Genomic DNA, 17,306 nt, shown 5'->3' with positions numbered 1-17,306 from the left:
TATTATCACGATGAATTACTCTTTTTTCTTTTTCCACATCATTCAAGAATCAATTTCAATTCTGTCACCTTAAAGTATGAATTACCTTTAGCCAGAGAAGTCAGGAATCCAATGACAACATCCGTTGTCTCCGTCACTTCAAATGAAGGTGTTACCAACGTACCCGAATCATTCGCTGTTCCCATTTTATCATAGGCCACATAAACTCCATTTAGTTGCTCAAGATCAGCGACATTTGGTATATCACTTTCACTATCTCCTTTAGCTATCAATACGGAAATAAAGTTCCCCGCATCAGTAACTACCAATGTATATGCATAAGTAACTTCCAGTCTGTATTTACCAGGACGAAGTGTAGCAACTTGCCACATTTTCCCATTCGTATAAGCTTCTTTATCCCATCCATTCTGGAATGCTAACGTTAAGCCTTCTTCTGATTTATATTGCATTCCGGAAACAGTCGTATTGCCTTTTGCATTGAACGATGCTGCATTTTGATTCCACACTGCCGGAGTCCACCATTCACCGTTCTTCCAACTTTCATCATTTGCCTTGGCAAACGGCTGCTTATAGTTTTGAAGATAAAGCACTGTCACATCACCCTTCGAGTTAGGATTGAACATTGCACCACCTGTCATTGTATATCCGTGAATAGTCACAGTCACACTACCTGTCTGATAATCAGCAGGAGTTGTCGCAACAATAGTAGACTCATCCACCAGCTCAAATTCGGCCAGCGTTCCATTGAAACTAACAGAAATACCGGATGGATCCGTACCAAAGTTTTCACCTGTTATAGTGACCTTGTCTCCCGTATCGGCTACCCCTTCACCGTCTTCACTATCAGAAGTCACTGTAATGACACGTGGCGTAGGCAGTACTGTATAATGACCGATATTCTCCACCTTTTTATTATAAATCTGTAAAGACAGATTGCCTGTTACTGCAGTTTCCGGCACTTCCACTACCAAACGGTTATTTTTGCAATCGAGTACTTTATTGGATTGGGCTTCACCGAAGAAAACTTTCACTGCTTCAGCACGGTCACCAAAATTGGTTCCCGTAATAACTACCTGTGTAGTGACATATCCGTCCGTAGGATAAATGCTCTCCACTACTGGCACAGGATAATCATAAACTCTATACTTGGGGTCTTGCTCACAACCGGAGAAAAGTGCGGAAACACAAGCGAGTATTGCCAAGTGAAATGTATATTTGAATAAAAACTTCATATAATCTATGGTATTATACGTTAAACGATTGAATGATTAATATCCCGGATTTTGTACCAGATTTGAATTCAGGTTGATTTGATTTCTTGGAATCGCCCACAAATAATCTCCCTTAGTAAATGCGCAGTCGGATGATTTGAGGAGCACTACACAAGGTAATTTGCCTTTACCTGTTTCCACTTCTTCCGTCCCCTTCGTAAAAATAGCCGGATTGAAAGCACTGGTAGCGTTTCCGTTTTCGTCTATAAATGCCGTCGGATAGCTGGCATTACCTACTACCGCACCGCAACGAGACTCATTCAGATTCTCTTCCGCAATGCCCCAACGTTTCAGGTCGTCACAACGGAAACCTTCCATATAAAGTTCCAAAGCACGTTCACGGCGGATCTCATCCAACATTACCTGATTGACTGTCTTAGTCGCATTTGCCGGCACTCCTTCCTGAATTCGCTTTGCCAATGCATTTGTTAGGTTGGCAATTCCCGCACGGGCACGGATTTTATTTATCGACTTATTCAACTGGTCATCTGATATTTCACCATAGCGTTCCATCACAGCTTCAGCATAATTCAAGTATACTTCTGCCAACCGAAGTACCGGATAATTGGCCGATTCATCTTTACTTTGGCGTTGAATATCAGTAATAGCAAACTTGGAAACACCATACCCACAGTTCTCAACTGTCAGGCTCGTAGCATATGAACCTACATAAGAAGTCAAACGGAAATCCCGATTCTGAAATTCGTCCCCCGGATTCTTATATCCCTGAAACTTATCAGACATGCTGACCGGAAGCCCGTCAGTGCATAAAAACATATCAATCAATTTCCGGCTGGGACGCATATCCGTATAAATCACCTGATTCAAATCTACCTGTCCTTTACGCGTTTCCTGACTATATACAGAAGCGATGATAAATTCCTTGTTCGTCGCTCTTCCGGCACCGGCAGGATTACTGGCTTCTTCTTCAATATTAAACAGGTAACGATTGCTCATATTTCTCATAGCTGCAACATTGTTATAATTCCAAAGGGAATAAGCAGCATCTCCCATCACTGTTTCGGATAATTGAACGGATTCTTCCAGAAAAGCATTTACCTGATCGGAAGCCGGACCGGCAGAACCTTCAAAATCAGTAGAAGTACCATTGTACTTACGCCAGGTAGCTTCATAAAGTAACACGCGAGCCTTAAATGCCTGTGCAGCCTGTTTGCTGATTTTACCTTTGTCGGCAGAGGTTATATTCTGTTCCAACGGCAACCCTGCGATAGCCTCATCCAAATCGGAGAGAATCAAGTTGACAACCTCATAACGGCTGTTACGTTTTCCATATAACTCCGGTGAAGTCACGTCGAGAACTTTCGTAACGACAGGCACTCCGCCAAAAAACTTCAATAAGTAAAAATAATTATAGGCACGGAAGAAATGACCTTCGGCTAATTCTTTTCTAATGTCCGCTAAATTACCCGTATAGGAAGAAACAGCTCTTTCAAACATGTGATTAGTGGCACGAATATTGCCATAGCAATTACCCCAACGACTATCGTCATTAGGAATTCCCATCACACCGGTCCCCACACCATACGAATATCTGAAACAAGTAGAAAGATCGGATGCCGCATCCATGTGATCGAATATACTTCCATAGGAAGACTGCCATCCCAATAATTGCCCGTAAAGCCCGTTAGCATATTCACGGAAATGTTCCGGTGTCTTGAAATAAATCACATCTGTCTTGGCATCTAGGGGTTCCAAATCAAGGAACGTATTCACGCATGAAGAAAATCCCAATGCGCAGGTACAAATTAATATATAGTTCGTTATCTTTTTCATATCTTCTGTTCTGTATTTAATTTTCCATAGCTACTATAAAGTGATGTTCAGACCGAACGACCAAGTACGTGCAAACGGGTATCCACTGTTGTTGGAGGCTGCTCCCATTTCCGGGTCGAAACCGTCTCGAATACTGGTAGCTTCCCATAAATCATTACCAGAGAAGTAAACACGCACTTTTTCCAGTTTCACCTTGCGCGTCCATATCTGCGGCAATGTGTAGCCGACTATTAATGTTTTCAAACGGATATAGCGATTATTCTGCATCATAAAATCGTTATTCTGATAATTCCAGCGTGCGAGATTCGCATTGGTAGTCAAGCGAGGGAATTCAGCATTCGGATTGCTCTCTGTCCATGTCTTTCCCAAATATGTCGGGTTCTGATTGGCAGTACGTGTTTGAAAAGGATAAGCCATCCAGTCATTACGGATAACATACTGCTTGCCGACACCTTGGAACATTGCGTTCACATCAATACCTTTCCATGATCCTCCCAATGTGAAACCGAAAACAAAATGTGGATTGGAGTCACCGAGATATTGCAAATCGCTATTCTCATTCCCTGCACCGGAAATCTTATAATCACCATTCAAATCCAAACGTTTGGTATCACCCGGACGTAACCGGCTTGCACTTCCCGCTCCTACCCCAGTCAAATCTTCTTTACCCTCTCCATAGAGTGCATAATAGCGGTCTACTTCTGCCTGATCTTTAAAGTAACCATCTGTGCGATAAAGAAAGTACGAATTCAACGGATACCCATTCACGGCTGCATTCCAACCAGCCCCATAAGAATCTGCTCCTTCCATCTCTTTCAACAGACTCTTTGTATCACCAATATTAAAGTTGGCATAGTAAGAAAAGTCTTTAATCTGATCGCGCCATCCAATAGTGAATTCCCAACCTTTTACATTCAAATGACCACTATTCGTTTTAGGAGCTTTACCTCCTAATACACCCGGATAGGTGACATTTACCAACATACCGGTATTATCTTTTATAAAATAATCGAATGTAGCTTTCAAACGATTATCGAAAAAGTTAAGATCGATACCAAAGTTTTTCTGTGAAACTTTCTCCCAAGTACGGTCATAAGAAATTAAACCGCCAAAACCTGAAGATACCTGATTAGCAGGTATAGTTCCAAAACCGGCTGTTCCAAGAGAGACAGTAGACACATAATCGTAATCACCCAGCCCGACATCATTACCCGAACTACCGTAACTTAAACGCAACTTACCAAAAGAAAGAACAGGTTTTAAAAATTCTACAAATTGTTCTTCCGAGAATGCCCATCCCAAAGAAACGGAACCAAAGCTTTTGAAACGATAACCGGGAGCAAACTTGGAGTTTCCGTCACGACGTCCCATCAATTCAACCATATATTTTTCCGCATAGTTATAATTCAAACGGGCAATATATGAATAGGTACCATTATGAGTCTTTCCTCCACCGTTACCCTGTGTACCCGTAGCCAAATTCAAATCGTAAATTCCGACATCCTCAAACTTTTCACGGGCAGTAACAACTTTCTTAGTCACCCATTTCTCGGCATTGATGCCGAACATCGCATCTATATTATGTACTTCGGCAAATGTACGCTTATATTTCAATAACCCTGAATAGTACTGATACCGGGCATTATTTGCCTGTACCAAATATCCCGGCTGATGAGAGTCTTTAAAATTCATCACATCTTGCGGAGTACTAAGGGTTTGTGTTGTTTCATATACTAACTTCGCCGTCTGCTCGCCGAACCAATTGTAACACTGTACCGGAAGCGAATAGCGTTCTCTGCGATATTCCTCATTTTGAAATGAAGCAGTACCCTCGAAAGTGATTCCCCTCCAAATATCCACCAATGCTTTAAAATCGACACGAGTAGTCAACTTCTCTCTCTCGTCACGTCCACCATCCGTTGTAGCTGCTGCCGCATTGCGATCACCTACATTACCGAAGTTAGCGTACCATTGTCCATAGGGATTTTTTGCCGGGAAAAACGGAGCATCGTTTCCGTAAAGTGTACGGTCGATACCATGTGTGGGTGTTTCGGTATTTGTTTTAATCATACTGGCTGAAGTCTCCAGTTTGAACCAATCAGTCAATTTGATTCCGTAGTTCAAGCGCAAGTTCAACTGTTTCTGCCCGTCATAAGCAGTGGCCAGATTGGCCTGGTTATCAGCATAAGCTAATGAGATGCGGTAATCAGATTTATCCGTAGAACCTGCTACACTCAAGTTATGCTGGTAAGAATAACGGCGGGCAAACAATTCATCCAGGCGATTGGCATTACCAACGAACATCGTACCCCAATCGGCTACAGTCGACTCATAAATACCTTCAATGCCTTGAGCCATCTTCTTCAGGTTTTCTTCTCCCCAGCCCCACCAGTCATGTTCCGGCATTTCTTTATTGGCTTCCAGCCACATGGAAGCATATTCCTGCATACTGGGAGAGAAAGCCATAATACCATTGGTAGTGAAACGCATATTGAAGCCATAATCAACCGTTGTCTTGCCTTTACCTTTTTTGGTAGTTACCAAGATAACGCCATTAGCTGCTTTCGCCCCATAAATGGAAGCTGAACCGTCTTTCAAAACACTAATATTCTCAATATCATCTGAGTTTAGATTTTGGAATGACTCTGAATTCAATACAGGTACCCCATCTACAATAATCAACGGACTACCTCCATTGACAGATGTCAGACCACGAATCTGGAAATTTAAACCTTCATTACCCGGACGTGAGGAAGAACGAGTGACTACCAAACCCGGAGTGGCTCCTTGCAGAGCAGCACCGACATTGGTAATGGCACGACTTTCCAATACCTGGCTACCAATTTGTTCTACCGCCCCTGTCAACGTCGCTTTTTTCTGCGTGCCATAACCCACTACAACAACCTCGTCCAGTGCATTATTATCTTCCTTTAATACCACTTTAAAATCAGAGCGGTCATGAAGGTTAATAATCTGATCTACATATCCGATATAGCTAACTTTTATCTGTTTGGCATCAGCAGGAATATTCAGCGTAAACCGACCGTCAATATCGGTAATTACTCCTGCATTGCTTCCTACGACCACTACATTACAACCAATCAGTGGTTCACCATTCGCATCTGTCACAAGTCCTTTGATGGTGCGGCCCGTCTGGACTACCATCAAACTCTCTTCTACAGAATCATTTGCATAGAGCAATACACCGGGCGAACCACCCAGCAGCATGGCGAAAGCCAATGCGACTCCTTTTGAACATAAGAATTTGGATTTAATTTCCATAATACTATTAAATTGTTAAAGTTAATATGTGTTTTTCCGAATCTGGTATTTAACCGACTTTGGAGAATTCATTTTTCAAATAAGTACGAACCGTTTTACGAGCCAGTAATAATTGACATTCTACTGTACGGGGAGATAAGGACAGCTTTCCTGCAATGGCAGGACAAGAGAGTTCATGATTGAAACTAAGTTCATAAATCTGACGGCGTTTAACAGGAAGAGTTTCCATAACCTGGTCATGCATCTTCTTTAGTTCACGAAAATGAATGGTATCTTCTGTGGTATTCCGACTGGTGTCTTCCATCCTATTATATACATAAGCGACGAAATCTTCCTGTTTATAATAACGACGGATTTTATCGGTTACTATATTGCGAGCGATGGTAAAAAGCAAAGACCAGACTGTATCTTTGTTCACGAATGCCCTGTGTTCCCATAAGCGGACAAAGACATCCTGTGCCAAATCTTCCGCTTCATGCGGATGGCAAATGCGGATAGCGATATAGTTCTTGATATACTCCTTATATTTAAGATAGCATTCAGAGAAGAAGTCGTCAAATGTAGCTTGCTGTTTATTCATGGCATTAAATTTATCCGTTTAACGATGATACAAAAGTAGGAACAAGTTTCAAATTCAAATATCACAAAAGTAACAGATAACAAAACTATCGTAACAAGCGTGTATTTTTGCAAAAACTTCCCATTTCATCGGGATAAATCTAACCGTCACACCAATAAAAAAGGGGATGTCGTTACATTTGACGACTCCCCTGTTCTTATATTTGCATGGATGAAAGCTTTCATCCGGAAGGATTCATTATTTATTTTCCTGTGATGCCTGGAAATCCGGTATACGTTTTACGTTCGCACCTTTCATCACACCTCTTTTGATCGCTTCATTCGTATCGGTGATTTCTTTCTTCACACGTTTATAGTATTCTTTTGTCAGTCCTTTCTCTACTGCTTCCGATTCTGTTACTGCCCAAAGATACTGATAATCCATCAACATCAAATCCGGTGCCACTATTTTAAAGAAAACACTATCATTTGCAAATTTTTCACGTAAGTCTCCCAAATAGATGGTATCTGCAGGATTTACCTCCTTAACATTTGCATTATTTTTTGAACTGCTACCTCCGCAAGAAGATAACATCAAACCTCCTACCAATGAAATTAAAACTAATACTTTCATATCAACATATATTATAAAATAAAACTTTTTCTGCTCCAATGTGAACAAGATCTTACAATGATCTCACTTATTCAGCGCAAATGTAATAATTAAACTACAAACACAAACACAATGTCATTCTTTTCTTCCCGATTCCTCGGCATATTGCTTGGGAAGCATACCGAACATTTCTCTAAAACACTTCGAGAAATAGCTGGGTGAACTGAATCCTACCCGGTTCGCTATTTCAACAATCGGCAACTGACTTCCTTGTAATAATTGTGCCGCCCGTTTCAAACGGATGCTGCGAATAAAGTCTGTCGGTGTGTGTCCGGTGATGGATTGCAGCTTGCGGTAAAGGCTCATACGCACCATCCCCAGATCACCGCTCAACTCTTCTACGCCATATTCCGGATTATCCATGTTCTTCTCTATGTATTCCAGACACTTCTGTATGAGCTGTTCGTCTACTGAAGTGATGGTGATAGCACTCGGATTTACTTCTATGTTCTTACGGAATTCTTGTTTTCTCTTTTCCTGCTGCTCTATCAGCTTTTCAATGCGTACCATCAGCATATCAAAGTTGAAAGGTTTCGACATATAAGAGTCTGCTCCTACTTCATAGCTGTTAATCTTGATATCATCGGCAGTACGGGCTGTCAATAATATCACAGGTATATGGGAAGTCTGCACGTTCGTCTTGATCCGACGGCAAAGTTCGATACCGTCTACTTTCGGCATCATAATATCGCTGATAATCAGGTTCGGATTTTCCTCTATCGCTTTTCGCTCTCCTTCCTCGCCGTCTGCCGCTTCAATGATTTGATAAAAATCTTCTAACTGTTCTTTCAGGAAAGTACGGAATTCCTGATTGTCCTCCACTAACAACAGTTTCTTCAGGTTATCATCGACTGTAGATGTAGTGGTTTCTTTCTCTTTAACATCTGATGCTTCCGTTCCGATGATTTCTTCCGGCAGTTCGTCCGGTTCCGGTTTCAGGTCCATCGGCAACCAAACGGTGAATACTGATCCACGATCTATCTGACTGTCCACTTTAATACGGCCACCATGTATATTTACATATTCCCTTACCAAATGAAGTCCGATGCCACTGCCTATTTTTTCGTCCCCTTCATTTCCTACCTGATAGAAACGGTCAAAGATATAAGGAAGGTCTGATTCGGATATTCCGATTCCAGTATCAGATACGGATATTCTCACGTAGTTTCTTTCTTCTATCTCTTCTGTCGCGAGCTGTAAGTTCACTGTGCCTCCCTGCGGTGTATATTTGAAGGCGTTGGACAAGAGATTATTCACAATCTTATATACCTTATCCCGGTCGAAGAACATATAAAGCGCTCTATGTTCCGATTGGTTCACAAAGTTAAGGTGCTTCTCTACTGCCATTGGCATGAAGTTGTTATAGGCCGAAACAATAAACTCCTCCATATCGCCGTTCATCAGATGCAACCTCTCTCCTTTCATTTCCAGTTTGCGGAAATCGAGTAGCTGATTCACCAATGACAATAGGTTTTGAGCATTCTTATAGATGGTATTCAGTTGTTTTTTCATCGCATCGTCTGTCAATCGACGTATCATCATATCCAATGGTGTGATAATCAGCGTCAGCGGAGTACGGAGTTCATGGCTTATATTTGTGAAGAAACGGAATTTCATCTGATCCAGTTCTTCTTTCTGCTTCAACGCTTCCTCTTCTTGCATACGAATCATCTTCTGCCGGTTGCGGCGGTTTATTACGTAGATCAACCCGAAAATTAAGAGAATAACTAAAATTGCATAGAAAATACGAGCGGCCAGTGTATCCCAGAACGGGGGATGAATTACAATTTTGAATGCAGACTCCGGTCCCCATATCCGGTCGTTTCCGGCAGCGGACACACGGAAGATGTATTCGCCCGAAGGGAGATTATTATAGACCACACGTCCTTGTCCATTCTCAAAAAGGGTTTCCGTCCATTCTTTGTCAAATCCTTCCAGTTGGTAACGGAAAGAGGTTTGAGAAGGATTAGGGAAGTTCAGACCAGAAAACTCAAGTGTGATATAGTTCTCATCATATTTTAATTGTACTTCGTCCGAATAACTTAATGCTTTGTCAAATAAGACACGTCCGTTATATATTTCGCCCGAAACAACCGGAACATTAAACAAGCGGAATGAGGTAAACAGAGGACGATTGAGGCACTGATTATCTATCATGTTTTCTGGTGAGAAAGCGATAAAGCCGTTCATCAGCCCCAGGAAAAGCTGATTGTCCCTGGTCATTAACGAAGGGAAACTATATAAATCATCCTGACGGATTTCATCTTCCGACAGACAGCTGATTACATGAAAACTGTATTTATCTGCTCTTCTGTCTACTTTTATCTTATAAATAGAAGTGACTGTCGAAATCCATATATCATGGTTCTTATCTTCCACTACGTTCAGGATAGCTTTAGACAGACCTTCTTCTTTCCCTAATGTGTAGCTTTGCCCATTGTAAGTCAAAACGCTCAAGCCATATTGTGTAGCAAACCATAAAGTTCCCTCATGGTCTTTGAGTATCTGATTATACTTGATACTTCCCTGATTGAAAATAGAATTAGCCTGCCCGTCTTCCTCCGGTATCCATATTTTATTCGTTGCAGGATCGTAAATGTAGAGTCCGTTATCACTGCCTACGACCAACCGCGATTGATTATCTATAGCCAATGCATTGGCAACTTTATATTTCTTCAATTCCGGGAACTGTTCGGACAGCAAACTTATTTGTCCGGTCTCCGGATTAAACATCCCTACGCCACCACCGCCATATATACTAATCCACAACCTTCCCGAAGGGTCTTCAACCATGAAGCGTATATTACTATAATCCAATTCATTTTGATAATCCGTATCGGGATAATCATACGATCGTACCTTCCCATGCTCGATACAGTATAGTCCGTCGTGATATGTCCCTACCCAAATCCGTTTCTTGCTGTCTTCAAAAAGTACACGGCAATTCTTCTGACTGAATTCATGATAGAATCTGTTCATGCTTTTAGTCTCCGGTTCATAGCGATAGACACCCTGCGTAGTACCCATCAGAATTTCTCCTTTAGATGTTTCAAGCATACAACGGATTTCCTCTCCTTTCCAGTCGCCATTTATCATCTTCTTATTGTACAGCACTATTTTATTCATGCTGGGATGATAGTAACACATTCCCTGATTATAAAGTCCTATCCAAACGGAATTATTTTCCCGGTCGCAATAGATGCTTTGAATACCGTTTCGTACTGTATTACCTGATAATAAAGGAATATCCAGTGTCCGGGTTACAGAGAAATTGTGCATATCAATGACATAGAATCCATCAATAACGGTTCCTACCCATGCATTTCCACCTTTATCCACGTCCATAGAAGTAAACCATGAATAATGCCCGAGTTGGATACCCGAAATTTGATTCCATTTTTTATTATAGACATCATAATAGCCTACTCCACGATCCCACATCAGCCAAAAGTCACCATTATCGAGTATCTTCAAAACCACACGGTCATCCGGTTTCAGTTGGTCTTTCAGGAAATCAAGTTGATGCACGAAACGTTTCTTTTCTAAATCGTAGCAACGGATAGCCCCTTTCTGATGAACCATCCAACTGTATTTTCCATGACTTTCTACTCCGAGTAATCCTCCATAGTATTCCATAAACTCATCATTCCTACAAACCTGTTCGATTGACTTTGTCTCTGCATCGTACATATAGACAGAGGAACCCGGCGTCAGAAACCAACAATGTTTCTCTGAATCAATAATCAGGTCCGCCACTTTATCCTTTAAGCCGAATTGTTGAAATAAAGAATCTACATTATAGATGTACTGTTCGGTAGTCAAATCGAAGACGCGTAGGCTCTTGCGTTCTTTCATCCACAAACGTTTGTCGGCATCAATATATTGTTCGGGAATAATATGATTATATGCTATCGAATATTCGCCATGAATATTGAAAGGAAAATTTGAATAGTTCGCACCATCATACAGGCTTAATAACACAGTACTTCGCACACCGATACGGCCGTCGGGAATGGGAAAAACGCTTTTTACATAGTTATCCGGTAATCCTTCGACAACTCCAATCTGGCGGAATACATAAGGGGATTCTTGCGAGCTAATATAACCCGGATACAATAATCCCATTAGTATGATTAACAAACATATTCTAATTTTCATGGCCATCTTTTTTTGTAGTACTATTATTAAGTACGAACGAAGAATCAAATCCCCTTATCCTACTTTACTATTATTTTCTGAATTTCGAGTTTATCTCCGGCTTGCTCTATCTGTAAACGAAGTACACAAGCTCCTGCGGGAAGAGTGAGTTTTCCTATTTCTCTTTCCGTCCATTGTACGGAGCTGGGTAATTGCATGGGTTCTGTCTTTACTTCTGAATCAGAAGCTACGGACAATAAGAATTTCCTTTTGATTGATAAACAAGATAAACGGTATAATCTCCCTATATCCGGGATAGACCAACATATTTTTAAAACGTTGCTGGTCTTCTACTTTCCAACCGGAATAATCACGCATTAATTCGGCGGCATCAATTAAAAGGTAAATCTTTCCGTTATCTAATGGTCCTGTTCCACGACTACTTGTATTGGTATAATAAGAATTAGCATTCAGATATTCGACCGCTTTACGGGCATAAGCCTCATCGCCCGTCAGATGCCAAAGCAAAGCTAAGTCATGTGCCCGCCTGCCATCTACTCCGATAGTAGCATTAAAACGTCCTTCTCTGATTTGTTTTCCCCGATTGATAACTTGCGTATTGAGTGAAGAATAGGGAGATTCCTTTAATTTCAGGAAAGTAGAATAATAAGGCTCGTGTTTCGCCTTGACCATAGCTTTCATCCGGTCTAAATCACCTTGGGTATAGGTGATTCCGGGATGGATAAAGTTACGTCGTTGCGCTCGCACTCCATTTTGAATATTCCCAATCCATACAATCCCAATAATCCATATAATTTTGTTAATCATAGTGCGATTCGTTTTTTATACAAGTGATAAGCAAAGATAGTATTTAGTAATAGAAAGGAGTTCAAAGTGAATGAAACATTTACTTTGATTAGCATAAACCCGGGAATAAAACTCTTGTATTTATACTCATGGTTCTCTTCCAGACTCCTTAATTCTGATTCCAGTGCAGCTTTGCTCTCATCTATTAATAGATAAGTTATTATCTTCCTATTGCAAAGTTCTTTCCTTCTAATACTAAAGTTACTCTTATCTAATAGAAATCTATAATTGCAAGCTTTGATTATAAAAATGAAAGTTTCATTTATATAATTGCAAGTTCTAATTATATAAATGAAACTTGCATTTATAGTTTATGTTTAACCTAAAGAAAGTTTGATATTAGAAGAAAAGAAGTTTGCACCTAATACAAAGAGATTTTTCCATTCATACTTCATATACCAGATTATGCTATTTGACTGTGATATTCTTTATGTATTCATTCGTGATAAAATCATCTATATTTTTCATCTTCATGCCGTTGATAATCACATTATCGAAGATGATATTCTTGACGGAACGTTCTTTATCAAACCCTTTCAATAGAGATGGATTCTCCCCTACTCCATTATAAATGATATTCCGAAAAATAATATCTTCAATTCCCCGGCCGGGTTGCTTATCATACTTTGAATTGAAACGAACATTAATATGAAACAATCTTCCCTCCTGAATATTCTCTACACGGATATCCTCAAATAATACTTTGCGTACCAAGTTTTTATCACCGCAATCCACTGCCATACAGCCCTGATAAAGAAGATCATCTTCATCATGTTCCAGAATATCGACATTACGGACAGTTATATTCTCAAGAATCTCTCCAACCTTATCGTCCGGGTTACCGTGTCCTCCAATGTTGATCGGATGAGCAATATCCGCCCAAAGGATTGAATTCTGTAAAGTCACGTTACGACTTCCTCCGTAATAGTTCCAGCGATGGGCATAGATGGCAATACAATCATCACTGTTCCGCATAAAAACATTGTCTATTAATACGTCACTGCAACACATCAGATCTATGCCATCACTCCATCCTTTACAACTAAAAGACTTTAAATTATTGATGGTCAACCCTGTAGACTCACCACCAAATACTGTATAGTGATCTGGATTTATAACTGTAATACCGTCAATCCATATATTTTTAGAATGGGTAACTTCTATTCCACGGATCGGATGGTCGAGAATACCACGCCCGACAATGCGTACATTTTCAGCTTTGTCAATCACTAATTTAGCTTTTACAACAGCTCCGGGAGCTAAATAAACAGTAGTATTGGAAGGAATCTGTATCTGTGTATTCGGCAAATCTTTCGGACGATGGACACCCGGTCCGAAATACATTACTTTGTCACTGCTTTCAGTATAAGTTTCTGTTTCCAGAGGATTAGCAAATAAATGAAGATTATGCAAACGATCACCGTTAAACTCAATCGACAGGTATTGAGGTCTAGTGAGTGTAAAAAAGATAGCATTGTGGTTTACCGTATGTTGTATACCTATTGCTAACGGACGGATTTTCACATCCTGAATGGTGCCATTGTTCTTTTTCACCATCACTTCTACGGGACTGCCTATATCAAACTGTACCATTGAAGCAGATTGTACCCGATCCATATCTACTTGGACTTCATATTCGAATACATCTTTCCATTCACCGCCTGCTTCACGTACTTTGACTGTATAATCATCATTATGTGGCATACCAGTGTTCAATCCTTCCGGATAGGTTACTAATTGGGCATTCCCGAATGTCGAAAATGCAATAGCTATTGCTAACAAACATTTTCTTTTACCTGATAAAACTCCTACTATATTCATATCACTAAACTATGTTATATTTTAATTATTCTGTTTATTGAAGTTCTTTCTAAAACTATACTTTCTATTCCACCCAGGTTGGCAAACTGGTAACAGAAACTATAGAAAAAATAACCAATGCAAAAAATCTCCTTTATTGTCTATTACGAACAATAAAGGAGATTTACCTAGAACATTCCAGTTTTTTCTGTCTTCTTATTTTTTACTTTTTACATACGGTTCTGCATATTGAGTCGGCAGTGCTCTCGATATGTCTTTGAAACATTTAGTAAAACTAGTATACAATACACCTTCCTATTCTTTATTATAGCTTTATTCGAACGGAACTGCCAAGTACTAGAATATGAATTGAAAACGTCCCTGTACTACACTAAAGTTTGTGCTTTCGATCTCTTTGATATGCGAGCCGGGGATGAAGTAGCTATAATTCAATTTGACAGCAATGTGTTTATTGATATAGTAATTCAATCCGAAGGAGAGGTCTTTCTGTGTTCCGCCTTTTATTCCGGCATCATTCAGAGAGAGATAATTGAAACGGGCACATAGTTCGAGTGCTTTTCCTTCCGGTCTTCCGGGACAGGCTACTTCTTCGTCATACAGATAATTCTGTCCCAACAATAGCCAGGAACATTGCAGATAAGCTCCTTGTGCCGTATAGTTCTCAAAACCCTTTTCCCGTTTTACATGGGCGCGGATGTATTCACCCTGAAGAAAGAATTTATGATAGTAAATTAGCAGTTCGGTTCCTATTTTAAATTGGGATGCTGCATGATCTACATCTGCTTGTATTAATGTACGATTATCAATCGTGCTCACGCCCGGAGATTTATAAGTAAACGTATTCCTGTTCTCATCTTCGGGAAGCGTGCCGTCCGGTGTACGATGGATAGCTGCTAATCCTATATGTATCAGTTTCGCTTGCTCATAAAGTGGACGGTAAACCAAACGTCCGTCAATGGCATATCCTTGTGATGCGTTTTTCAGGTTGCTCAAATCATTATCGGTAAAGAATCCGCCACACAGATAGTAATGTTTGGTACAATAGGAATAGGCTACTCCCATACGTCGGCTATTTGTCAATGCCAGCACAGCTCCCGGAGATTGGTTGAAGCGAAGATCAAATGTACTACAAAGCATATCGAGACTGAATGGCTCATAGAATTGTCCTATCTGAATGGAACTATTCTTATAGGAATAGGTGGCAAAAGCATCTTTGATGGCTACTTTGTTTCCGGCATATCCCATTTCCAGTTTCATTCCCCAGTTCTGATAGGTAGCTTTTACACCGATGCGAAGGTCATTAAATTCCGTGCCGTTGCCAAAGTTATTCGGATTCTTCAGATACACTCCTCCATCCATTAATAGACGCCCGGTGATTTTATATTGTATGCCATCGGGCAGATTCTGTGCCGTTATCCGGGAAGTCGTTAGTATTAGAGATAGAAGGAAGGAGAATTTCAAATATAGTCCTATTATTTTCATCGTCCACCTTTTATCAAATTTGTGAAAAAGTAGTTGGCTCCATACCTTCTCCCGTAAATTTTATCCTGTTGCTCATTTCGGCTTCTTTCGCTTTCTTCAGTTGTTTCTCTTTTTTATAGCGCTGTATCAGGTAAATCATGGAGCAGGTGAAAGCAACCGTACAGATCAGTCCTACGTAACCGGATAATATATTATAAAATTCCAACCAGTTTATGTCTGCATGGGCAAATTCTTTGAACATCAAGACAAGTACAGTTCCCGTATATCCGATAAAATCAATGGTCACAATGAAGAAACCGACATTTCCTTTTATCTTGAAACAAGCGATGAAGCGGTCGAAAAAAATGCTTTGAAAACAGAGGTAGGCAATATACAGACAGAGACTTTGGACAAACAGCCAGGTGATTGCATCCAATTGCAGAGAATCATAATTGAAAGATATAAAACTCATGGTGGCTGTCCCAAGTACGACCAATCCCAGCAGGGCAACCAAAACTTTTATGTTACTTTTCACAAAGACCATCGCTCCGAATAACGCCAGAATTATTAATGTAACGACTGTATCTACCTGCGCAAACATCCATGAGGACTGTCCGTTCATATCAATAATCTTCACCAGGAAATCTTCCTTAATATCTCTAAGCACTACCAACATTAGGTTAGCTACAAACAATAATACAAGAAATGGCATAAAGTCGATGAACAGTTCTTTCCGTTGCTTGCCATTCAGAGTTACACGACTACTTTTTTGTTCTATATCTTGTGCCGTAGGTTGTGGCAAACGGGTTAAGCTATATCCCAAAAGAGCCAATAAAGGAAGTGCAAAAGCACCGATAAGTGCCGGCATCCAAAATTCGCTGACGTTCAATGTATTCATAACGAACAATCCGATGGATTTTGCCGTTCCCGAACTGATAACAATACTGATTCCTAAAAGACTGGCCAAAATATCCGTAGTGCGGCGACCTTCGATAAAACTGAAAATAACTCCCCACATACAGCCCAATGACAATCCATTGAAGAACATGGCAAACATATTATAAGGAGTGGGAAGTGCTCCGAACGCAACCAATGACAATTCCGCTACGGCAATGGAAACGAGTATAAACTTCAGGCGATTCTCTCTCTTCAATTCGGAAATCAACTTGATACCTATAAACTTGGCTATCAGATAACCTGCTATCTGAATGATAGTAACCAGTACTTTATAATCAAAGCCGAATGCTTCTATCCCGTCAAAAGTAGCAGCTGTGAAAGGTTTGCGCAATGTATAAACCAGTGAGTAAGAAAGAAGGGCTGCTCCACCTGCCCATAGAATAAAGAGGAAATCGGCTAATCTTCTGTTTGAACTTAGTTTCGATATTGCTTCAGTAATCGTTTTCATACGTTTTCGTTTTAATTTCTGGAGCAAAAGTAGAGGA

10 protein-coding genes and 1 pseudogene are annotated in these 17,306 nt (G+C 40.4%); all 11 read right to left on the bottom strand.

Features of this window, described 5'->3' with window-relative positions:
* Positions 1–38: 38 nt before the first annotated feature.
* A complete protein-coding gene (locus ACT8YW_RS00390; protein WP_444103625.1) occupies positions 39–1,232 on the bottom strand; it encodes a DUF5013 domain-containing protein in 1,194 nt (397 codons plus the stop codon).
* A gap of 36 nt (positions 1,233–1,268) precedes the next feature.
* Complete coding sequence (locus tag ACT8YW_RS00385; protein WP_444103624.1) at positions 1,269–3,065, bottom strand: RagB/SusD family nutrient uptake outer membrane protein; 1,797 nt, start codon at positions 3,063–3,065, stop codon at positions 1,269–1,271.
* 33 nt (positions 3,066–3,098) lie between these two features.
* Positions 3,099–6,347: a SusC/RagA family TonB-linked outer membrane protein gene (locus ACT8YW_RS00380; protein ID WP_444103623.1), complete on the bottom strand. Its 3,249-nt coding sequence runs from the start codon at positions 6,345–6,347 to the stop codon at positions 3,099–3,101.
* A 49-nt stretch (positions 6,348–6,396) separates the two neighbouring features.
* Positions 6,397–6,927: a sigma-70 family RNA polymerase sigma factor gene (locus ACT8YW_RS00375; protein WP_008774962.1), complete on the bottom strand. Its 531-nt coding sequence runs from the start codon at positions 6,925–6,927 to the stop codon at positions 6,397–6,399.
* Between the two features lie 237 nt (positions 6,928–7,164).
* A complete protein-coding gene (locus tag ACT8YW_RS00370; RefSeq protein ID WP_004305864.1) occupies positions 7,165–7,539 on the bottom strand; it encodes a hypothetical protein in 375 nt (124 codons plus the stop codon).
* 114 nt (positions 7,540–7,653) lie between these two features.
* Positions 7,654–11,736 (bottom strand): ATP-binding protein, encoded by a 4,083-nt coding sequence (locus tag ACT8YW_RS00365; RefSeq protein ID WP_444103622.1) that lies wholly within the window; start codon positions 11,734–11,736, stop codon positions 7,654–7,656.
* A gap of 59 nt (positions 11,737–11,795) precedes the next feature.
* Positions 11,796–11,933 (bottom strand): hypothetical protein, encoded by a 138-nt coding sequence (locus tag ACT8YW_RS00360; protein WP_444103621.1) that lies wholly within the window; start codon positions 11,931–11,933, stop codon positions 11,796–11,798.
* Between the two features lie 88 nt (positions 11,934–12,021).
* A pseudogene (locus ACT8YW_RS00355) lies at positions 12,022–12,543 on the bottom strand (alginate lyase family protein); the annotation flags it as partial.
* Between the two features lie 447 nt (positions 12,544–12,990).
* Positions 12,991–14,403, bottom strand: a complete 1,413-nt coding sequence (locus ACT8YW_RS00350) for a glycosyl hydrolase family 28 protein (protein ID WP_444103620.1) — start codon at positions 14,401–14,403, stop codon at positions 12,991–12,993.
* 336 nt (positions 14,404–14,739) lie between these two features.
* Positions 14,740–15,885, bottom strand: coding sequence for an OprO/OprP family phosphate-selective porin (locus tag ACT8YW_RS00345; protein WP_444103619.1), 1,146 nt, complete (start codon positions 15,883–15,885; stop codon positions 14,740–14,742).
* 13 nt (positions 15,886–15,898) lie between these two features.
* Positions 15,899–17,269: a DUF5690 family protein gene (locus ACT8YW_RS00340; protein ID WP_444103618.1), complete on the bottom strand. Its 1,371-nt coding sequence runs from the start codon at positions 17,267–17,269 to the stop codon at positions 15,899–15,901.
* Positions 17,270–17,306: the final 37 nt, after the last annotated feature.

The organism is Bacteroides sp., from assembly GCF_052357945.1.
Taxonomy (GTDB): Bacteria; Bacteroidota; Bacteroidia; order Bacteroidales; family Bacteroidaceae; genus Bacteroides.
The sequence above is the reverse complement of the archived record's forward strand: the minus strand, read 5'-3'. Positions and strand labels throughout refer to the sequence as shown.

Excerpts from the sequence above, each read along its gene's own strand:
- ACT8YW_RS00365 (WP_444103622.1), bottom strand. The coding sequence starts at position 11,736 with ATGAAAATTAGAATATGTTTGTTAATCATACTAATGGGATTATTGTAT.
- ACT8YW_RS00390 (WP_444103625.1), bottom strand. The coding sequence starts at position 1,232 with ATGAAGTTTTTATTCAAATATACATTTCACTTGGCAATACTCGCTTGT.
- ACT8YW_RS00345 (WP_444103619.1), bottom strand. The coding sequence starts at position 15,885 with ATGAAAATAATAGGACTATATTTGAAATTCTCCTTCCTTCTATCTCTA.
- ACT8YW_RS00360 (WP_444103621.1), bottom strand. The coding sequence starts at position 11,933 with ATGCAATTACCCAGCTCCGTACAATGGACGGAAAGAGAAATAGGAAAA.
- ACT8YW_RS00385 (WP_444103624.1), bottom strand. The coding sequence starts at position 3,065 with ATGAAAAAGATAACGAACTATATATTAATTTGTACCTGCGCATTGGGA.
- ACT8YW_RS00340 (WP_444103618.1), bottom strand. The coding sequence starts at position 17,269 with ATGAAAACGATTACTGAAGCAATATCGAAACTAAGTTCAAACAGAAGA.
- ACT8YW_RS00370 (WP_004305864.1), bottom strand. The coding sequence starts at position 7,539 with ATGAAAGTATTAGTTTTAATTTCATTGGTAGGAGGTTTGATGTTATCT.
- ACT8YW_RS00380 (WP_444103623.1), bottom strand. The coding sequence starts at position 6,347 with ATGGAAATTAAATCCAAATTCTTATGTTCAAAAGGAGTCGCATTGGCT.
- ACT8YW_RS00350 (WP_444103620.1), bottom strand. The coding sequence starts at position 14,403 with ATGAATATAGTAGGAGTTTTATCAGGTAAAAGAAAATGTTTGTTAGCA.
- ACT8YW_RS00375 (WP_008774962.1), bottom strand. The coding sequence starts at position 6,927 with ATGAATAAACAGCAAGCTACATTTGACGACTTCTTCTCTGAATGCTAT.